Annotated in this window: 25 protein-coding genes; 10 read left to right on the forward strand and 15 right to left on the reverse strand. The window is 46.0% G+C overall.

The genetic code is table 11. The annotated features are described in order from the left end of the window. Window positions 1–58: 58 nt before the first annotated feature. Window positions 59–397, forward strand: coding sequence for a hypothetical protein (locus L975_RS16675; RefSeq protein ID WP_047709369.1), 339 nt, complete (start codon window positions 59–61; stop codon window positions 395–397). A 70-nt stretch (window positions 398–467) separates the two neighbouring features. On the opposite strand, the gene L975_RS16680 is transcribed toward L975_RS16675, so the two are convergent. Then, on the reverse strand, window positions 468–677 hold the full coding sequence (locus L975_RS16680; protein WP_047709370.1) for a hypothetical protein: 210 nt from the start codon (window positions 675–677) through the stop codon (window positions 468–470). Between the two features lie 24 nt (window positions 678–701). On the opposite strand from L975_RS16680, the gene L975_RS16685 reads away from it, so the two are divergent. After that, window positions 702–1,715: a hypothetical protein gene (locus tag L975_RS16685; RefSeq protein WP_156121241.1), complete on the forward strand. Its 1,014-nt coding sequence runs from the start codon at window positions 702–704 to the stop codon at window positions 1,713–1,715. A 211-nt stretch (window positions 1,716–1,926) separates the two neighbouring features. Next, window positions 1,927–2,082, forward strand: a complete 156-nt coding sequence (locus L975_RS18265; RefSeq protein ID WP_156121242.1) for a hypothetical protein — start codon at window positions 1,927–1,929, stop codon at window positions 2,080–2,082. A gap of 45 nt (window positions 2,083–2,127) precedes the next feature. On the opposite strand, the gene L975_RS16690 is transcribed toward L975_RS18265, so the two are convergent. From L975_RS16690 to vapB, 4 genes are all read right to left on the reverse strand, one after another. Further along, window positions 2,128–2,862 (reverse strand): hypothetical protein, encoded by a 735-nt coding sequence (locus L975_RS16690; RefSeq protein WP_047709372.1) that lies wholly within the window; start codon window positions 2,860–2,862, stop codon window positions 2,128–2,130. A 56-nt stretch (window positions 2,863–2,918) separates the two neighbouring features. Further along, a complete protein-coding gene (locus L975_RS16695) occupies window positions 2,919–3,491 on the reverse strand; it encodes a hypothetical protein (protein ID WP_047709373.1) in 573 nt (190 codons plus the stop codon). A gap of 166 nt (window positions 3,492–3,657) precedes the next feature. Continuing rightward, complete coding sequence (gene vapC, locus L975_RS16700; RefSeq protein WP_047709374.1) at window positions 3,658–4,062, reverse strand: tRNA(fMet)-specific endonuclease VapC; 405 nt, start codon at window positions 4,060–4,062, stop codon at window positions 3,658–3,660. Next, entirely contained in the window at window positions 4,062–4,289 is a 228-nt protein-coding gene (gene vapB, locus L975_RS16705) for a type II toxin-antitoxin system VapB family antitoxin (protein WP_047709375.1), read from the reverse strand. The genes vapC and vapB overlap by 1 nt, the downstream gene beginning before the upstream one ends. A 660-nt stretch (window positions 4,290–4,949) precedes the next feature. Here vapB and L975_RS16710 point away from each other — a divergent pair. The 6 genes from L975_RS16710 (at window position 4,950) to L975_RS16735 (ending at window position 7,747) form a co-directional block, all read left to right on the forward strand. Beyond that, window positions 4,950–5,708 (forward strand): tyrosine-type recombinase/integrase, encoded by a 759-nt coding sequence (locus tag L975_RS16710; protein WP_052181569.1) that lies wholly within the window; start codon window positions 4,950–4,952, stop codon window positions 5,706–5,708. A gap of 122 nt (window positions 5,709–5,830) precedes the next feature. Further along, the gene (locus L975_RS16715) at window positions 5,831–6,112 is read left to right on the forward strand and encodes a hypothetical protein (RefSeq protein WP_047709376.1); all 282 of its coding nucleotides are present in this window, start codon (window positions 5,831–5,833) and stop codon (window positions 6,110–6,112) included. A 139-nt stretch (window positions 6,113–6,251) separates the two neighbouring features. Next, on the forward strand, window positions 6,252–6,485 hold the full coding sequence (locus L975_RS16720; RefSeq protein WP_052181564.1) for a hypothetical protein: 234 nt from the start codon (window positions 6,252–6,254) through the stop codon (window positions 6,483–6,485). 14 nt (window positions 6,486–6,499) lie between these two features. Beyond that, a complete protein-coding gene (locus L975_RS16725; RefSeq protein ID WP_047709377.1) occupies window positions 6,500–6,691 on the forward strand; it encodes a hypothetical protein in 192 nt (63 codons plus the stop codon). Window positions 6,692–6,773: 82 nt separating this feature from the next. Continuing rightward, complete coding sequence (locus L975_RS16730) at window positions 6,774–7,070, forward strand: hypothetical protein (protein ID WP_047709378.1); 297 nt, start codon at window positions 6,774–6,776, stop codon at window positions 7,068–7,070. A 131-nt stretch (window positions 7,071–7,201) separates the two neighbouring features. Next, a complete protein-coding gene (locus L975_RS16735) occupies window positions 7,202–7,747 on the forward strand; it encodes a hypothetical protein (RefSeq protein ID WP_047709379.1) in 546 nt (181 codons plus the stop codon). Between the two features lie 440 nt (window positions 7,748–8,187). Here the strand turns inward: L975_RS16735 and L975_RS16740 are convergent, their stop codons facing one another. The 5 genes from L975_RS16740 to L975_RS16760 all read right to left on the reverse strand — a co-directional run bounded on the left by L975_RS16740 (window position 8,188) and on the right by L975_RS16760 (window position 12,926). Next, window positions 8,188–8,922 carry a phosphoribosyltransferase gene (locus L975_RS16740; RefSeq protein WP_047709380.1) on the reverse strand — a complete coding sequence of 245 codons (735 nt, stop codon included), beginning with the start codon at window positions 8,920–8,922 and terminating at the stop codon, window positions 8,188–8,190. Between the two features lie 168 nt (window positions 8,923–9,090). Next, the gene (locus tag L975_RS16745; protein WP_047709381.1) at window positions 9,091–9,519 is read right to left on the reverse strand and encodes an H-NS family nucleoid-associated regulatory protein; all 429 of its coding nucleotides are present in this window, start codon (window positions 9,517–9,519) and stop codon (window positions 9,091–9,093) included. Window positions 9,520–9,615: 96 nt separating this feature from the next. Then, window positions 9,616–10,641, reverse strand: a complete 1,026-nt coding sequence (locus L975_RS16750) for a hypothetical protein (protein ID WP_052181565.1) — start codon at window positions 10,639–10,641, stop codon at window positions 9,616–9,618. A gap of 25 nt (window positions 10,642–10,666) precedes the next feature. Further along, window positions 10,667–12,580: a TraI/MobA(P) family conjugative relaxase gene (gene traI / locus L975_RS16755; RefSeq protein WP_047709382.1), complete on the reverse strand. Its 1,914-nt coding sequence runs from the start codon at window positions 12,578–12,580 to the stop codon at window positions 10,667–10,669. Window position 12,581: 1 nt separating this feature from the next. Next, window positions 12,582–12,926, reverse strand: coding sequence for a mobilization protein (locus tag L975_RS16760; protein WP_047709383.1), 345 nt, complete (start codon window positions 12,924–12,926; stop codon window positions 12,582–12,584). Between the two features lie 279 nt (window positions 12,927–13,205). Here L975_RS16760 and L975_RS16765 point away from each other — a divergent pair, with 279 nt between their 5' ends. Continuing rightward, the gene (locus L975_RS16765; protein ID WP_047709384.1) at window positions 13,206–13,550 is read left to right on the forward strand and encodes a hypothetical protein; all 345 of its coding nucleotides are present in this window, start codon (window positions 13,206–13,208) and stop codon (window positions 13,548–13,550) included. 161 nt (window positions 13,551–13,711) lie between these two features. Here L975_RS16765 and L975_RS16770 read toward each other — a convergent pair whose 3' ends face one another. From L975_RS16770 to L975_RS16790, 5 genes are all read right to left on the reverse strand, one after another. Continuing rightward, window positions 13,712–14,545 (reverse strand): DUF932 domain-containing protein, encoded by an 834-nt coding sequence (locus tag L975_RS16770; RefSeq protein ID WP_047709385.1) that lies wholly within the window; start codon window positions 14,543–14,545, stop codon window positions 13,712–13,714. Window positions 14,546–15,040: 495 nt separating this feature from the next. After that, window positions 15,041–15,295: a hypothetical protein gene (locus L975_RS18760; protein ID WP_369795340.1), complete on the reverse strand. Its 255-nt coding sequence runs from the start codon at window positions 15,293–15,295 to the stop codon at window positions 15,041–15,043. Further along, window positions 15,279–15,560 carry a hypothetical protein gene (locus tag L975_RS16780; RefSeq protein ID WP_052181566.1) on the reverse strand — a complete coding sequence of 94 codons (282 nt, stop codon included), beginning with the start codon at window positions 15,558–15,560 and terminating at the stop codon, window positions 15,279–15,281. Before L975_RS16780 ends, L975_RS18760 begins: the two co-directional genes overlap by 17 nt. A 514-nt stretch (window positions 15,561–16,074) precedes the next feature. Then, window positions 16,075–16,335, reverse strand: coding sequence for a hypothetical protein (locus L975_RS16785; RefSeq protein ID WP_047709386.1), 261 nt, complete (start codon window positions 16,333–16,335; stop codon window positions 16,075–16,077). Between the two features lie 74 nt (window positions 16,336–16,409). Next, window positions 16,410–16,895 carry a hypothetical protein gene (locus tag L975_RS16790; RefSeq protein WP_047709387.1) on the reverse strand — a complete coding sequence of 162 codons (486 nt, stop codon included), beginning with the start codon at window positions 16,893–16,895 and terminating at the stop codon, window positions 16,410–16,412. Between the last annotated feature and the right edge of the window lie 366 nt (window positions 16,896–17,261).

Raw genomic sequence — 17,261 nt, forward strand, 5'->3', positions numbered from 1 at the left:
TCAGGGGTAATACAGGATGGCATGAGTGGCAATATTAATACCAAACAGGATTGTATACATGATTAAATATAGCGTGCTTTTATTATATATGATGTTGTTTTTTCTTGTTGGTATGGGGGGTGGCGAGTTTAAGCAACGCATCGCTGACCGCGATGATCTCAGAGTGCATGCCTTGATAGAGTGGGCGGGGGGAGATAAAGAAAAACTACAGATGGTGAATGACTTTACGCAATATTGTTTAGCGGGGAAATATTCAGAAGGAGCACCAAAAACAATGGCGGTTAAGACGATGAAAGAGTGTATGGAAGAACGACACCTTGAGGCGCTTAGCTCTATTATTCGTCATTCAGATAACCGACTATCATTTCCGCAATGGCCTTTATCTATCGGCTTATAAGTGACAATTTTCGCATGCGAAAATCTACTGTTATGTACTTAAGATTTTTGCATGCAAAAATTTCCCACCTTCAACTCTCCTTGTACAGCTGTAGCGTGCGTTTAGCTTGTGCGTCGAGGGTATCCCGCACCCAATCTGATTTTGACTTTCCTTCCAGCTCTGCAGCTTTCAGATAGCGCTCTAACTGAGCGGCCATGACCCGGATCTCGCCAAGTCGCTCTGAGTGCTTCTCACTATCAGGCTTGGTAGGCGCACCGCGCCGAGTTTTTTTATTGTTCATGCGTAAATTATTGCACGTGCATTAATGGTTGACAACAAGTGCAAAAAGAGTACAATTAATGCACGTACAATAATTAATGTAGGCAGGGATAAAATGACCGTCACATACCATCCGAACGGCTTGGATAACGACGCAAGGGCAATGTACCTTGTGACTGACTCTTTCTCAGCTAGCGAACATCCAGAAGAGATGACTTTCCCTGTTAAAAATGGAGATCGTCTAGGTGCGTTAGTATCGGCCTATAAAAAGCACCATGCTTGGCTTAATCGTGCCAGTAAGAGGGGTGAATTACCTTCATCTCTATGTATGAATAGTAGTTCGCCTGTTTCGTCTATTGCACCTGGGCTTAGGGCTTCCTTACAGCCAACGAAAGCAGTGAGTGGTAAAGTAAAACGCTATTACCCGGTGTTTTCTGTGTCTATATCGGGGGTGAGTGGTGAATATAAAAAGGGAGGGCATAAAACCTTTTACATTCATCGGTTCGGGTATGAAGAGGCTTTTCGGCAAGCGGTGAATTTATATATATCAGATCGTCAATTACCCGCATCCCTAGAAGATACGTTATGTAAATGCATCCCTGATAAAAGCGTGTTTACTGAGTTTATGCCAAGAACTTTAGGCATAAAAGATACCAGTGTGCTCGATAACATAGCATATCGATTGGATCAGGTTTGCGATAAGCCATATCTTATGGTGAGGGATTATGGCCCACACATTGTAGCGCGTGGTTTATTAGGGCGAATCAATCATATTAATGGCGTGGCAGTTTCGTTGGCTTTTGCTGTTCGTGAGAAGAGTGGTGCGTATTGGCAATCGGCTATCCTTCGATATGGCTATGAAGGGGCATATCGACGCGCTGTAGAGAAATACATGCAAGTGAATAACGATATACTGACTCTTGCTGATAAAGAGTGGTTGCTGAATGCAATACCAGACAAGAGAGCCTTTCGTGAGCATTTGATACCGCTAGCTTTGCAGAAAGGCTCTATCAATGCCAAGGAGGCAAAGCGGTTGTTTGCTGTTCTTGAATCGTCCTGATGTTGGTTTCGCTGACTGTAAAATGGTGGGTAATCCCTCTCCTTGGCGTACAGATTTTGCGTAGCGTTGCCAGTAAGTATGAGCATGTTTCCTTATTATGGTTTGTGTTTTGACAAAAATAGCTGTTTTTAGGCTGTTATTCCATGCTTATTTATGCTGAGTATAAATACTATGAGCAATATCGCTCAGCATAGAATAAGGAGACATTATTATGGATAGAAGCATTTCATTTCTGGCTGAATCATACATTAGTAATAAGAAATTGATTCATGATGTAATGAATAGAAAGGTTGAGCATCTTTATAACCTGAAAAAGGTTAGAGAAGCAAACGCTAAGATAGAAGAAATAATTTACAACATGTTTTAATTCTGGTTAAGGCTGTCAAATGACAGCCTTAACTGATATATGAGACTAAGAAAAAAACGGAATGCCTTTCCCTGAAATGTGTGCAATAGCACCCTGAGCAGCAGTAGCAACAGTCGTTACATCAGATAATACACTGATGAACTTAAATATTTTACAGCCAACGTCAGTGTTTTTCATCTCTTCCCTGAATTTTGGATTAATAACAGCATGGCCAATGGTTGACTCTGCTGCATCAAGAATAGGCATTGCACCGGAGATATAATAATAGTTGATGGAATCCAGGATCTTTTGTAAGTGATGAGCCATAAAGCGTTTAAATTCATCATCTAATGATGATGTGATGACTTCATTAAGCAGTTCACTCACCGTGACCTTGAACTCAGCCAATTTCTCATCATCGATCAATTTAGTATTGAGTTTCTCGCCGAGTAATGCAGAAGCCAATGAGAGGCTATTGATGCAATGACTATCAATATTGTCGATGAATGTGCTCCATGTTCTCGAAAAATCCTGTTTGGTGAAAGCGTTTTGAATTTGATATTGAGCGGGACTCAAACATCCCACTTGCGTAGGATAATACTGTGACAGTAGTACATTAATCTCATGGGGCAACAACATTACCTTGCCCAGTTTAGCTGTCAATTCTATTTCATAATTAGGCTGATTTTTATCAACATCTAAAATTGACATCCAGGCATCTTTAGTTGGTTTTGTGCTATTTAATGCTTTTCCCTGTTGGAGAATAGCTAGCAGTCTGGATGCAGCATTGTCATTCGTCATTGTGTAGTTCTATCGCTATTAAGTTATAGGTAATTATACGTTAACGTCATAGACGTTTAATTGAATTCATGCCACGTTATGGGTTTAATTAAGCCGATTCTAAACAAAAAATCATCGCCAATCAGCATGGGTCTGTACTTGATATCGGTAAGATCATCAGCATTTTTGATGAGTACACGCCCTTTGCCTTCTTCAGAGTGGTTTAAAACAGCCCATGATGTACAAATGGTGAGGTCGATGATCTCCATACTCGGCAATGTCAACCAGACATGAAGGTTGATCAGGCTCTCTTTGTGGCCACTAGTTAGTTTTTCTTCAATGAAATCATCATCGAACTTGTATATCCCTTTTTCGGTGCCATTATCAATCCAGCCAATTGTGTAGTAGACGGGACATTGCAGCCACTCAGTAAGAAGAGGCAGGGCACTTAAATTGATGGACATGCATTGCCCCACCAATTCATCATAGCTTAATATTTTTTCAAAAACAGGGGCGATAATGTTGCTTAGATTGTTAATTTTATCCTCACTCATTATCACCGTGTTAGGAGTGAGTGATATTTCTGGCGTAGATAATTTGAATTTTTCAGCGCGTGTTAATGCCGCCTTAAATTCGTTGAGGTAAGTCATGTCACATCCTTATTAAATAACACGCTTAAATTAATAATAAACAACCAAGATGTTATCACATAACGCTGATTGATGAGAGCAACTGTATTACCTACAACCTACAAATAGAAACGTCGTATATTGTGGTGCCGTACTCTATGGCTGCCATCATTTCCGCTCTCACTCCTTATTTCGCAGTCCAATCCTCTATCCGTAATCCATCCACTCGCTCAAATTCCCTCACATTATTCGTCACCACTATTAATCCACGACTCCGTGCATGGGCCGCGATCATTTGGTCATAGGCACCAATGGGTTTGCCTATTTTCGCTTGCTCTGCGCGTATTTGGCCGGTGTGTTCAGCGGCTAAGGCGTCGTAATCTAATACCGTTACACGGGCGGCGAACGCCTCGACCACAGCTAAATTCTTTTCTGGTGCTGCGCTTTTTTCGGCACCGTAGATTAATTCCATCAATGTAATGGTGCTAATACACATCCGGCCTTGATGTTGATTAAACTGCTTACGCATGTGGTCGGGTTTGTTTTTAATGGTAAATATGACGATGTTGGTATCTAACATATATTTGAGCATCAGAACGCCTCACGCTCTTGGGTATTAGGCTGCTCACGCTCAGTAATAAAGTCATCACTGACATCGAGCATATCAAACCACGCATCCCACGCTTCGCCAGTGGGCGAAATAATGCGTGAGCGGCCTACAGCAACGATTTCCACGCGCTTAACATCGTCGGGTAACGCTACGGCCTTCGGTAGCCGTACTGCTTGACTGCGGTTGCTTAAAAAGACACTGCCTTCCATTTGAACACCTCGTTAAGTGTATATACTGCATGTATATCCCAAGTGTGGCACTTGCATGGGATATGTCAAGTGTATATACAAGGTGAGTGTCTTTTCTTGGCGTTTGGGGTTTTCAGTCGGACTCACCAACCTGGCCACACGCCGTTTTCGGCGCGCTCCGGACGCTTATGCACACGGTTACCCCCCGATTTTGTGGATAAAGTGACCATTTCGCGCCGGCAGGGGACATGGCCAAGGTCAATATCAAGCACTTAGGGTTTGCCCCGGAGGTGGGACCGACTTTTACTCCACGATGGCCACCGTTACACGATTGGGCATTTCGTCCAATAAGGAAAAATACCCCAATCCCGTTTTTGCTCACTCCCGATTTATTGTGATCGTTCACTGCCGCCGGTTATGTCACACTAAGGCCCATCACCCCCGTTCGGTCGCCACGACGCCGACAGGGCGTTTACGCCCCGGAGGCCGTGGCCAACATCGAGGCCCATTTTCGCGCAGCGAAAATCACAAACTTTCGCTCTTGCTCTGGGCTCTTTACCCCCGATCGGCTTTTGCGCCGGAGGCGCGTAACCCTGTTAAGTCATCATACTGGTTTAGGTAGAAACGACATTGGTTCAGGTGCGCCAAACTGGCTTTTGTGGCGCGTCGGAGAATAAAAAATTGAACAGATACCCTCACACCCATTTGCAGATTTCACGTAGCGCAACCAACACGGATGTGGCCAGCTACTTCGATTATCAAAGCGCACTGGCTTTGCGCAAAATGGCCCTGGTGCAAGGCTGTGGCATGCCTAAATACCTGTTAGCCCCGGAAGTGGCCATCTTACTGTCGTATTTGCCCGACTTGCGCCAGCGCACGTTCATCGAGCTGCTGTGGAATACCGGCGCACGAGTCGCCGAAGCCATGCCGCTGCGTCCGGTGGACTTTAACCTGGCCGGCGATCAGCCGTTCGTGGTACTGCGCACCCTCAAACAGCAACAACGGGGCCGAGGTCGCCCACGCAAAGACGAAAACCTGCACCGTATCGTGCCGTTGCTTGATCCGGGGTTCGTGCGCCGGCTGCATGAGTATTTTGAGACGTTCCGGCTGTACCGCAAAAGCGCGACGCCGATATGGCAGATCAGCAGTAGCCAAACCCCGCGCAACTGGTTAGCCGCCGCCGTCGAACGGGCAAAGCGTGACAACGTCACTTTTTCGTTTGAGCCCATCACCACGAAGGTGTTTAGGCACAGCTTCGCGATGCACTTGCTGCAGCACCATGTGCCGCCGAAAGTGTTGCAAGCGTATCTGGGGCATACCGAGCTCAAGAGCACCGAGATCTACACCAAGGTGTTCGCGTTGGATGTGGGCCGCCAGTATGGCGTGACGTTCAGCATGCCGGTCGAGGAAGCGCTCAGCTGCTTGCCGCAGCGCGAGTGATCGCATGATGGCACTGTCGTTGCCGGCAGTGGCCAATCTAACGTTTTGTCGTGATATCTATCGGTCACCTAATCGGCTACAATGTGAATCCACATTTACCTTTGATATTAAGGAGTTATGAAATGGTAATTGAACTATCAAATGACTGTATGACCACATTGAATAACTGGCTTCAACAAGATTCATGGCATACCACACATGCTCTCGACAAGGGGAATTTCCGTGTGTTCGTTGGACGTTATGTCATTGACCATGGTTATGACCTGGATGAGCAAGCGCTGCAAAATCTGATTGTAGAGATTGCTGGTATCGGTGATCGTCCAGCGTTGAAGGATATCGCTTGGGAGCGCGTAATGCTCATGAGTGAGATTCTTGAATTTATGCGAGCTACTGGCCGCAGCTAAGCGGGGCCATAAGTGAAAGAAAGGGGCCGATGGCCCCTTTTTTTTATCTGCAGATCTAACGGGTTACATTGAGACTATTACACATAACTGTTATGCTCACTATAACAGTTACCTGTAATAGGTGTTCTTGAGATTTAGCATGCAAAAGTGGCCAAGTATGACGCCGGAATACATCAACATTTTACTCAAACTGACCAAAGCACAGAGCGCCAACGTGGTCGCGGCTACCACGGCTCACCTGTGTGAAGGGATCACGCAGACTCGCGCTGCAGAGCATTACGGCGTCGAACAAAGCGCCGTTGCTCGGTTGGTGAAACGGATACGCGAACTGGATCAGCTCGTGGATGCTGCTATCAGCGAAAAATCAAAATAAGGGGATCTGCAGTGATGAACCGGCTAGATGATATTTTGGCACTTCTCGGCACTGAGAAGATAGCTGCAGACCAGCAATACCTGCTGCATGTGCTTCTCAAATCCATCCAATCATTTGCGATAGCTGCTTGTGACGACGAGCTTGAGCAGGCTTGCGAAGCAAAGATGGCGCAAATTAGAGCAGATATTGCCGCTAGGGCTAAGTAAAAGGAAAACTGCCTGTAGCCACTATTTTCACCTTTCTGGTGTCGATAGCCCCCACACTGATACAAAAACGAAGATTAACACCATGACAAAAGCACTCTGGAAACGAATCGTGATCATGCTCTTTTTTATGTTTGTGACTCGTTATGTTGGCTTATACCTGTACGAATTGACTCAAAAAAAAGACATTAAAGATATTAGCCTTAATTATGAGATTTATCACCTTCCCGTAACACCCACCATACCTTGGGTCTACAAATTTGATGGTCAATATCTCAATGGTGACGCTGATCTTAAACTGATAAGCGAGGGAGATGTGATAGTCGCTGAGATCAACACGGCATCATTCCAAGCGGATACCGATAAACCACACGCAGAATAAACCTACCGACGCCGGCTGCGTCATCATGATGGCCAGCCCTGCGCCTCTTCCAAGTACGGATTTTACTCTGGCGTGGCCCTGGTCTTTTATCACATTACGACGCCGTTCACTTACCTGATAAAGAATAGTAAATGAAAAGAAAATTCACGCTTACGATTAAGCACTACTTGTTAAACCGCATCATAGAAGAAACGATTGCTAAACGCCTGACACCATACAACTTCTACGAGAGGCTACGCGACGACCAGCTCGAAGTTATGGGTATAGAGGTTTTAAAGGAACCAGTAACCCTCGCTGAACAAGATGTTGCAGCGGCATTCACTCGTCGCCGCGAAATCGCTGTAAAGTTAGCCGTCAAGTTCAAAATCATCAAAGCAGTACAGATAGCACAGAAAATAGGTCAAACCGAATATTTGACAAGCATATATGTCCCGACAAAGTTTGGACTGTTTTTTCGTCGTATACCTTTCTTCGCTCAACGCATGATTCTGTTTATCTTCACCTCTACACTACGCCTCATAGAGACTGCAAATAAGTTCAAATGGCTAGCAGGTATCATCAGCTTTATCACGCTATCCTTCAAGGTATGGCACTCCGGCCTCATTGATAGCATATGGATAGGCATCAGTTTATCTGTTGGTTTAGGCGTAACGTTTCTTCTCTCACTCTGGGATTAAATACCGTTGATGGTAACCGGCATGACAGTGCAAAAATGGCGATTTGTCACCGTGCAAAATGGATGTTCTGTCAACCAATACAAAAAACGCCAACACTAAGCCCAGAAACGACAAAAGGCACTCAACTGAGTGCCTTTTGTGTTGCATACCGCAAATTCTGTATCTGCAATGTTTCTCAACCTTGCGAGGTTGCCTTATCCGCTCTCTAAGGTGCGTACTATCTGATCCTTACGATCTGGCCGTACACAGGCGCAGCGCGGGCGACGTTATATAATTTATAGAGCTAGGCCGCTCATACCAGCTCTAGGATTGGTCAGCTGACGCTTCCGTCAATCCTTGGTTGAATGATAGCCATTCAGCCAATGTAATGCAAGAAAACTTGCGCGGCTTAGGTATGAACTCATATCAAGTCACACAGTCTGCGTGACTCATTTCTCATGCTATCGAGACGAACCAAACAGCGTCAGCGCTTCTATGTCTACTGTCGGATAACGATGCCTAATAACCTCAGCAGCACTGAGTAACGACGTTCCCGAGGTTACCATATCATCAACGAGTAATACTCTACGTGCCGGCGCAGTTCCCGCTGGCACATGCCCCCACATAAAAGGGTGAATATGGTGTCGAAGGTGTGCTTTGGCATACTTAATCTGAAAAGGCGCTGCAGCGCCATAGTCCCGGATAAAACGACGAATATCGCCCTTGAGAACGGTCTTATCCTTGCTCTGAATCCGCAGCCCTTCGACGTTGCGCATTGCCTGATCCGCTGTAATCTTCATCAGCGCATCAGCTTGTACAATCCCAATGTCAGTACGTTGGTGTACTTTACGCGCAAACGTCGAACAGACCAGGCTACTGGATGGCAACGGCACAATCCAATCCCACGTAAAACCACTCGCCAAAAAGGCCGGCAGGATCTGCCGAAAACTCGCGTGCAACATGCCAATATCACGAGAGCGTGTCGTCAAACTGTGTAGCCCCTTCAAGGCATACAGCATCGGGCAGTTGTCTCCTACCGGGCCTCTTTTGCCTTTAGTCCGTGTAAACACCGACGTAATTTTGAGCCCATTGTGGTAGGTCACTGCCGGGTTACCGGCAGGCGTGGTCACACAGAAATTATTATGCGAATGATCTACCGTAACAAGTAGCCTATCCGCATCAACGACAAATCCCACGTAACGCCCCTGAAGATAAAATCACATTAATATCGATAATTCTTTCATATCTGCCGAGCTTAACCAAGCACAGTCCAAGAACCACATAAATAAAAACGGGAAGCTAGCAGCTCCCCGTCTCAGTGTGTTCGCTTAATGTCGCTCAGCAGCAATTAAACGCTTAACGCCTTAAATCACCGGCTTAATCAAAAAGTCATCCAGTGACTTGCCGTTTTCAATTTCATTAGCAATTGGAGATGGCATACGACCTTGGCCAGTCCAGGTCTTCATATTGCCATTTTCATCGGTATATTCATATTTAGGCGCACGAGGTTCACGCTTTTTACGTGTTTGCTTTGTAGCAACACCAGATGCAGCCACAGCCAACAGATCATCAAGAGAAATACCATCTTCAGCCAGCATTTTCTTATAGGCTTCCAGCTTCTCTTGGCGTTCAGCTTGTTCTGCTCGCTCTAATTCAACGGATTCGCGACGCTCTTCGACAACGGTAGTTAACTTGGTCAGCATGTCTTCCAGAACATCAAACTCCGTTTCACGCGCAAATACACGTAGAGAACGGATGTTAGTCAGCGTTTTAATAATCTCGGTAGATTCCATGGTGGTGTCCTTGTAATTTTTTAAAAGTTAATCCCTAACCATTCTATATGGCTATCGACTAAAAAACAGTATCTGTGAGTGCGATTACACGAAAAATTATACTCGCCGCTTAGTACGCTTTGATTTAAATCGAAAAACAGGAAGCAAAAGAAACATCATTATGCCAAGAAAGAGCATTGTTAGACTCGATGTAATTTCTTTCAGCAAACCATCACTGAAAAGTGACACAATACAACAGAGCATATAACAAAGAAAAATCAACGCCAGAAGAAAAGGCTTGTTATTAACAGGTAATGATGGCAGATATTTTTTAGTATGCTGTTCAGCAATCCGTGCGCATTCAGCGTCACGTTCAAACTTTTGTCGTATTAAATTAATATCGATGACCGGGTTATGAAAACGTGTTGTATCGGTACACGTATTTTCATGACTGAGCACTGAAATAATAGACGGTAAATCACTTGGCCAGTCATTCAGAATCTGAACACCATACGCCCGTAACAACGGCAACGCATAACCAGAGTGACGAAGTTTTTGCACAAATCGATGTTCATAGACGGCCCAATAATCTGTGCCACCAATACACTTCACAGCATAAATCTTGATCTGTTCGGCTGCAGGATAATGCACTTTACTCACTTGTGCCGGGATATGCTCAATCCCATGAGCACGACAAAAGTTAACCCTATTTTTCCCCTCGTTTGGTAAGAACAATCCTAACTCAACGATGAAGCTAAACGACGAACGCTTTATCCCCTCGCGGGAAAAAATATGCTCTCTTATTGTGTCTTCCTCGCCCTCGCGCAGGATCGAATCAGGCCACCAACGCCAGCTGCAACCAAACGTATTCGCGGTAGGAACCATCATGACGTTACGCTCTTTTTCCGCTGAGTCATGAGGTAAGAATGGGATAATACAATTAAAAAAAGTCTCGCCAAAGTGAGGGCCATACTCCCCGCCACTCATTGGCCCATGCAGATCCTCTGGCACAAAACTAGGGTTCTGCTTTGCCTTAGAATCTAGCGTGTACTTCAACGTCACGAGCTCTTGTGCTGCATCGAGAAGACAAGGGCTCAACCCAGATAAGTCAGCGACTGGCAACGCTACATTCTCTTCACTCACCACTCAATCCTTTCCGTTAAATGTATTAATGTGGCTTAACGTTTTGCCCTGGGCGTGGCGCTGTTTGTGTTGGCGCTGGCTCATTATTCACAACTCGACTAGCAGCCAATTGACGCTGTGCAGGGTGTGTCAATGACACATGCTTTCCTGACATCGCATTAAAGCGCGGAACGTACTGAATCGTACTGTGTACGAAGTCTCTATCACCGCGAACTTCAACGCGCTCACCGCTCTTCTGGTCGGTAATGTGCAATGCCATTGCCACGTTCTTGCCCTTTTCTTCAGGCGCATTAGCCACTTCAATAAACAGGCCACGGTCAAGCAATACCGGTTTACCTGCCGACAGATAAACCACAGCACCGTCACGCTTAACCTGCGTATCATAGCCGCGAATCTGAGACGGCTTAATGTCGTCAGCAACAGCATGCAGAATGATGTTGTTTGAAAGCGCTGCAGTACGATTCTTACGTTTCTCTTTATACGCCCAACCACGCAATTGGGAGATAGCCGCCGCATCATGTCGTGTGGCTTGTACTTCAACCCATGCACGGTATGACAGCGGCGTGTTACCAGGCATGGTCTTCAATGCCAGTCGCTCTGCGCGGATTTGTAAGCGTAACGCAGCCATGCTCTTCATCTTATCGACCTCAAGCGCACGGAACATCAACTTACGCAGTAATGGATCGCGTTCACTCCAACGAACATTGTTTTTACGAACACGATAGCTAGCAGCCAACTCACGGAAGCGAGTTCGCGCATCATCAGCAGTAATGGTTTTACGCACAAATCCATTCTTATAGGACTTGTAACGTGCAATCAGATCTTGGCGAGCCATTGCCCGTTGAGTTCGACGCTCAGCACGCGCACCACGGTCACGACTATGCAGACGGATATCATACTGAGAGGTGATATTAACCGGCGTCAGTAAGACCTCTTTACCCGCCTGATTAATCTCACGCACCACAGCAGCTGGCGCGAATGCACCAATCAATTCTTGCTGTGATTGCAGGGTCAGTTCTGGGTGAATATTGCTGGCTTTAACCGGTGGCAGGTTTTCATTGCCCAAGTCATAAATAGCCAGACCACTCCCTTTTTGGCGTAGCTCTAAACCGGCAGCGATCATGATGTTATGAACATCAGACCAATCATAGCCATCTTGCAAAAACAGCTTATCCAGCTTGTCACGGCAATGCTCAACGGTATACGAGAACAGGCTTTCTTGGTCGCTAAAAATCTCTAACTCACGCGCTGCAGCGGGTGCCGGTTTAAAGAAATGATGCTTGCGAACAACCGCGCCATCATCATTAACCATGAACGGCCCATTCACATGACGCCAGTTATATTTCAGCTCCATCTCACGGCAGCAACGGTCTAACGTTAAGTGGTCATTGTACAGCGATGCGGCCTTATAACTCTTCGGATTAACGCGATTTATTGTCATATGACAGTGCAGGTTATCGGTGTCGTCATGGATAGCAAAAACATACTGATGATCAGCCATTCCCATGTTTTTCATGCAGTAACGAGCACAATCAAAAATCTGTTCTGACGTTGGACGCTCATCCTCTGGCCAAGACAAAATCACATGATAAACCGGGTCTTTGCAGTGCCGATTTTGCATGGCGACCATGTTCATTTCAGCCGCAGAAGTGGCGAGAGAAAAGCAGTTGGTTTCCGTCAGTACATCACCACAGCGCAGCTGCTGACGACCATCAGGGAAAGTAGCAATAACATCGGAAGAATCAGGAAGCGCATTGCGAGTCGCGTACTCAACCAAGCCATTGAAGATAGCGGATTCAGAGCGAGATTTACGAGCGAAAGGTTTTTCAGGCGACAGCGTTTCACCCATCTCAACGTCATCCCGCAAGATGAGGTATGAGACAAGTTTATTAAAGCTGGAACTGCCATCACGCCGCTTTTCCGGCACCTTCGCTAACACTCTACTCTCCGTCGTTGTTGTGGCTATTCGCCTCAAAGTTTAAAAATGCTATCTGTTGAGCTCTCAGGGTATTCGCAAATTCCTTACTTAACTCCGTAGTCATTGCCCCCTGTTTTTGCATCTCAGTGTAGAGATGTTTAAGCAGACCACCCTGCTTTAGGATTTCACTCATCTGCTTGGTGTCACCCTTTGGAACTATGCGCCTGTTAAGGGCTGCTCTCCGAAGAAACGCCCCAGCACTTAAGCCTGCTGCCTTGGCACTAGCTTCAACTTGGGCCTTTTCTTCTGGGAGCCAGCGAATGCCTAAAAACAAGACTGTCCTTTGGCGTTTTTCACTCTTCTTCACTCGATTTACCCATTCAAATGATAGTGAAATAACCTCAGTAGGGTGTCGGGACGGAGTCCTGACCAAGGCGTTTTGTTGGGCCGTCTTCGTGAAGACGGTTCAACAAAACATACCTTGTCCCACGTTTCACATCTCTTTTCAGTTCACGAGCGTGAGTATATGATATTTTCCCTTTCTAGTCACTGGCATACGCCAGAAAAGCGTAGTTCTAGCGTACTTGATCGCGGGTCGGTATAATCAGGAATCATCTGGTGGTAAAAACTGATAGGAAAATAGGCAATGAGCGAGAAAGCAGCTGATAAAAAGTGGTATAGCGCAGAAGATGTTGAAGTCGCCAAGATGGCGTTAAGCGACCTTCCTGATCTAACACCAAGCCGACTGACAAAAAATGATGTGCTTGAACAAATCAAAGATCAGATCATCGAGCTATCAACCAAAAAAGGATATAGCCTCGATGACATTCATAGCGCACTTGAGAGCGTGGGGATTAAAACCAGCGTTAAATCTATTCGAGACATACTAAACGCCAGCAAGAAAAAAAATACTCCGCGCAATAGACCGCCTCGCTCAAACGCTGTAACCAACACTGCAAATCAAGAATCCAAGAATAGCGAAACCGCTTAACGACTGCTTTTAGGGAGCCCCTCGGGGCGGACGGGTGAAAGAAAAATTTCACGTAATGTGAGATTTTTCTTTCGGTGGGCGGGGGTTCGGTTTTAACAGGCGCAAGCCTGGTGAAACCGATTAGGCAAAAAAAATGGCGGAGATTATCTCCGCCAACTTCATCATGATTTCAAAGACTTCATTTTTTCGGCCATCTCCCACAGCGCACGGTTTAAGCGAATATCACCATCGATACCGGTTACAGCTCGCGTGCGCTTGCGTTGCCCTTTTGGAGTTCGACCGGTTAACCCTCCTTTGATCAAGTTTTCTTGCATACGCTGATACGTTGTCCAAAGATCTGAGGATTTATCCTCATGACGTCGCGCCGTTAAAATATCATCAGGGGTTAACGGAATATGCTTACCTTCTGATTTTTCATCATACTTCCATGACAACGCCACATCAGCAAAAATCCGTTGCTCTTCTTGGTTTAGCTGGATGGCTTTCATTTCCTCTTTTGATTCGGTCACACCATCAAAAATATCTAAAACCTGATATGCACCTTCAATCACTTGATCAACAATATCGCCTTTATGTGGTACACGAACTTCACCAAATGTTTGTCCGCACACCATGCCATTTGTACACACAAAACGGAACATACCGGGGATCATCTGATAGCTGCTGCTTCCATCATGGCTATTCAGCAAAATGATTTCGGGAACTTCACTTCCTAAGATCTGACCTTCGCGACGTAAACGCAGCATGTGCTTAGTATGGCCAATCTTACCCGCATCACGGGTGCGCGTCTGGCAAGCAAAAAATGGCTGGAAACCTTCAGTACGCAGTTTATCTAACAGTACGATCGTTGGGATGTAAGTGTAGCGATCACTACGTGATTCATGTTTTGCATCAGAGAAAACACTAGGGACGTGCTTCATCAGCTCGTCATTTGTTAACGCACGCTCGCGACGAATAACATTTGCAGAACGAAAAACAGAAGATAAACGAGTCATAATAAATTCTCCGTAGATAACTCTTTCTGGCGTTTCCTTTTTGAAGGTGAGTTACCTTCGTGGGATGCCGTTGCCGTGATGAAATGACCGGCCTAGTTCATTAGGGATTTATGCAATGGGGTTGAGTGAAGCCGCAGCGCAAACGACTGACTAACAGGAAGAAGTGCGAACGGGTGAAGGAAACCGGCTTGCCTTTACCATTGCATGAATACCGAACTAGGCCAGTGTCTTTCACGGCATCGGTAAACCACGATGAGACGTAGAGCAGAAAAGAAACGCCAGAAAAAGGCTTTTCGGGCAAAGCCCGTTTCTTTGAAAGGTACGCAAAGCGTGCCTGGTTTGGGCGGCGAAAGCGTCAGCCTGATGCAAGCCTTGCTCTAGATCTTGAATCACATTGAGTTGTGACGATGTAACGATTCTGGAGTAATCTGGCTCGATGCCGGATTACTCCAGTTGGCTTTAAATTCCGCCCCGTTCAGGGCGGAATGTTATCGGTTAGAAACTCAACTCAGCTCTGACCGTAGTCATAAACTGCTGCCAATATTCAAACCGGATTGCTGGCACACGTGCGTGCTTTCCTTCGCGATAAGCATTTACAAATGCTTTAGCATATGCGACTATCTGCGGGTCGAAAATCATGATTTTTCTCTCATTAAAAGATTGTGATTTGATTGGTGCCTCGCACGCACCAACCGGTAAATGAGCAGGGAGTTTTCCCTGCTTTTTTATTGCCTTAATTTCCTTCGGCAAACCTCCTTACTCTTTCCATAATCGTTGCATGTGGCAACGTCACACGATCGCGCATCTCAAAGTAGCGATCACCGTACCGGGCAAAAATATTAGTAATATATGCAAAGTACATTTCCATCAGCTTGAAAGACTCGCCATTACCTCCACAACGCCAATCCATCGGTGGCAACACGCCAAACATCTCGTTAAAACGCTCGCTGCTGATCTCAGTGACCGGCAGGGTGTAGATTTTCAAATCTTCGGTGCAATCCAGGATGTGATTCATATAAAAAATGCCTCTTCGCCCGTTGGCTTCTTCTGGCGTATTCCCTTTTCAGGTTTTACGCCGCAGTGAAATTTGCTTCGTGGCATTAGTACCTTTACGAGCCATCAGGTGACAGAACAAGAGCAACACCGCAAGCCGCAGCTCGTGACGCTTGCGGCACGAGAACGGGTGAGGATGTTGGGCATAGCCTTTACTCTTGTTATGGCTCCGGCTCGTAATAAGGTGCGCCACGAAGAAAAGATCACTGCTGCAAACAGTGCAAAGGGAATGCAAGAAGGCTCTGGCTCTTTTCCTTAGCGGCCACGGCACGTGGCCAGTGCAAGCGGCGCTGCCGGAACGGCAGCTGCAAGCGAGTCTGCTCTTAGCTACGTCATCGCCAAGTGGATAAATAATTAACGGATAAAGGACTGCGCGAATGCTGAATACTGTGCGGAAAATGAAGATCGGGAATAAACAAAGAATGTAATAGCGGCACGGTTAAAGTAGACGGGTTCGATACCCGTCTACTTTAATGCTAGCACGGCGACTGATTTGCTATATGCAATGACCTCGCTTTATTGATTGCCTCTTGTACATCGAAGACCAAACCCGCATTGATTAAAAACTCAAGCTGATCTTCAAAGTCTTCATCTTCCATACCGAAACCGGATTCACTCGCAATCTCATAGGCTTCTCTTGCCATTTGATAAGCATATTCTCCGGCAATTGCATTGGCCTGTTCGGGATCTTTTTGAATCAATGCAATGGCATGATCAATAGAGTTAAAATCAATCATTACGTTATATCTCAATTATACCGCCGCAACATGGCGTAAAAAGGCAGGCCGTAGCCTGCCGCTTTTTGAATCGATTATTTATCTTCCCACTCGGTGTACGTGAAAGTGTATTTTTTCACTTCCCCATCCGTCCCCACAAACTGCATGTTATGGACGCGCTCGGCTTGGAAATTCTCAGTCATAATTTCATCGACTGCCTTAAATAAACTTTCCTCAGCAAGAACTGGATACCATAATGCATCGCCGGTACTTGGAGAGCTTGATAGCCGAGGATGGTTATTGAAATGAATTTTCCCATCATGCAGTGACACTGTAACGGACTTCACGTTTGCTTGACGAAAATATTCGACGATGTCGCTCCACTCCCACTGTGTAGATTCAATCGGGTTATTTAGGTAAAGACGCGACAGCGAACAATTAAGCGCATCAGCTAATGACTCAGCCATTTTTTTAATTTCTGGCATACCATCAGCAATCACCACACCATTTACGATCAGCGCTTCAAATTGGCTTTCCAAAATTACATGGTTAACACCAGAAAAATTTAATACTTGCATCATGCCCTCCAAGGCTTCTTTTGGCGTACCCTTTTTCGGGCTCTACGCCGCAGTGAAATTGGCTTCGTGGCATGAGTACCTTTACGAGCCATCAGGTGACAGAACAAGAGCAACACCGCAAGCCGCAGCTCGTTACGCTTGCGGAACGAGAACGGGTGAGGATGTTGGGCTACGCCTTTACTCTTGTTATGGCTCCGGCTCGTAATAAGGTGCGCCACGAAGCAAAGATCACTGCTGCAGACGACGCAAACGGTGAGCAAGAAGGCTCCGGCTTTTTTCCTTAGCGGCCACGACACGTGGCCAGTGAAAGCGGCACTGCCGGAACGGCAGTTGCAAGCGCCATTGTTCCAGGCATCGCTTGCTATCCGA

It is taken from the genome of Plesiomonas sp. ZOR0011 (assembly GCF_000800945.1).
GTDB classification, from domain to species: Bacteria; Pseudomonadota; Gammaproteobacteria; order Enterobacterales; family CAMTGL01; genus Plesiomonas; species Plesiomonas shigelloides.

What these genes read in the sequence shown, in the direction of transcription:
- L975_RS16675 (WP_047709369.1), top strand. Translation starts at nt 59, where the DNA reads ATGATTAAATATAGCGTGCTTTTATTATATATGATGTTGTTTTTTCTT.
- L975_RS16680 (WP_047709370.1), bottom strand. Translation starts at nt 677, where the DNA reads ATGAACAATAAAAAAACTCGGCGCGGTGCGCCTACCAAGCCTGATAGT.
- L975_RS16685 (WP_156121241.1), top strand. Translation starts at nt 702, where the DNA reads ATGGTTGACAACAAGTGCAAAAAGAGTACAATTAATGCACGTACAATA.
- L975_RS18265 (WP_156121242.1), top strand. Translation starts at nt 1,927, where the DNA reads ATGGATAGAAGCATTTCATTTCTGGCTGAATCATACATTAGTAATAAG.
- L975_RS16690 (WP_047709372.1), bottom strand. Translation starts at nt 2,862, where the DNA reads ATGACGAATGACAATGCTGCATCCAGACTGCTAGCTATTCTCCAACAG.
- L975_RS16695 (WP_047709373.1), bottom strand. Translation starts at nt 3,491, where the DNA reads ATGACTTACCTCAACGAATTTAAGGCGGCATTAACACGCGCTGAAAAA.
- vapC (WP_047709374.1), bottom strand. Translation starts at nt 4,062, where the DNA reads ATGCTCAAATATATGTTAGATACCAACATCGTCATATTTACCATTAAA.
- vapB (WP_047709375.1), bottom strand. Translation starts at nt 4,289, where the DNA reads ATGGAAGGCAGTGTCTTTTTAAGCAACCGCAGTCAAGCAGTACGGCTA.
- L975_RS16715 (WP_047709376.1), top strand. Translation starts at nt 5,831, where the DNA reads ATGGTAATTGAACTATCAAATGACTGTATGACCACATTGAATAACTGG.
- L975_RS16720 (WP_052181564.1), top strand. Translation starts at nt 6,252, where the DNA reads ATGCAAAAGTGGCCAAGTATGACGCCGGAATACATCAACATTTTACTC.
- L975_RS16725 (WP_047709377.1), top strand. Translation starts at nt 6,500, where the DNA reads ATGAACCGGCTAGATGATATTTTGGCACTTCTCGGCACTGAGAAGATA.
- L975_RS16730 (WP_047709378.1), top strand. Translation starts at nt 6,774, where the DNA reads ATGACAAAAGCACTCTGGAAACGAATCGTGATCATGCTCTTTTTTATG.
- L975_RS16735 (WP_047709379.1), top strand. Translation starts at nt 7,202, where the DNA reads ATGAAAAGAAAATTCACGCTTACGATTAAGCACTACTTGTTAAACCGC.
- L975_RS16745 (WP_047709381.1), bottom strand. Translation starts at nt 9,519, where the DNA reads ATGGAATCTACCGAGATTATTAAAACGCTGACTAACATCCGTTCTCTA.
- L975_RS16765 (WP_047709384.1), top strand. Translation starts at nt 13,206, where the DNA reads ATGAGCGAGAAAGCAGCTGATAAAAAGTGGTATAGCGCAGAAGATGTT.
- L975_RS16770 (WP_047709385.1), bottom strand. Translation starts at nt 14,545, where the DNA reads ATGACTCGTTTATCTTCTGTTTTTCGTTCTGCAAATGTTATTCGTCGC.
- L975_RS16780 (WP_052181566.1), bottom strand. Translation starts at nt 15,560, where the DNA reads ATGAATCACATCCTGGATTGCACCGAAGATTTGAAAATCTACACCCTG.
- L975_RS16785 (WP_047709386.1), bottom strand. Translation starts at nt 16,335, where the DNA reads ATGATTGATTTTAACTCTATTGATCATGCCATTGCATTGATTCAAAAA.
- L975_RS16790 (WP_047709387.1), bottom strand. Translation starts at nt 16,895, where the DNA reads ATGATGCAAGTATTAAATTTTTCTGGTGTTAACCATGTAATTTTGGAA.